At 58.9% G+C, this 450-nt stretch carries 1 protein-coding gene and 1 tRNA gene; one reads left to right on the top strand and one right to left on the bottom strand.

Translation table 11 applies throughout. From position 1 onward, the window contains the following. Positions 1-262 (bottom strand): hypothetical protein (locus J5M58_RS26930; RefSeq protein WP_207880456.1); only part of this gene is annotated, 262 nt, incomplete at its 3' end. A gap of 101 nt (positions 263-363) precedes the next feature. Here J5M58_RS26930 and J5M58_RS26925 point away from each other — a divergent pair. Then, positions 364-439, top strand: a tRNA-Arg gene (locus J5M58_RS26925). Positions 440-450 lie beyond the last annotated feature (11 nt).

The following is a 450-nucleotide window of genomic DNA, read 5'->3' as shown; positions in this document are numbered from 1 at the left end:
TCACTAGGGACCATTTCTCACCAATTTTTGTTACGAGCCATCCAGCAGGCACATCTCCGATGATTTGGCCGATACCGACAAGCGCGGCAATCGCGGCAGCGAGGGCTGCTGATGCTCCGATATGTACTGCGGTGAGTGGGATGAGTGGAATCACGGCGCCGTAGCCCAGGGAGGACATCAGCGTCGGTAGGTAGGCCGAAACGATGATCGACGACCACTTCACCGGTGGGGTGGCGGGATCTGCATGCGTCGAATCAGTCACGGGGAAAGGCTAGGACGCCGAACAAATGGATGCAGACATGTTCGCTACTGGTTGGGGTCGGCTGGGCCATCAAGGCCGAATCCCGATAGGATGTCGGATATGGCCCGGTAGCTCAGCGGATAGAGCAGCAGCCTTCTAATCTGTCGCGCGTGGGTTCGATTCCCACCCGGGCCGCCACTGTTCTTCCC

Origin of the sequence: Pseudomonas sp. 32_A (assembly GCF_017490905.1) — a bacterium.
Taxonomy (GTDB): Bacteria; Pseudomonadota; Gammaproteobacteria; order Pseudomonadales; family Pseudomonadaceae; genus Aquipseudomonas; species Aquipseudomonas inefficax.
The sequence above is the reverse complement of the archived record's forward strand: the minus strand, read 5'-3'. Positions and strand labels throughout refer to the sequence as shown.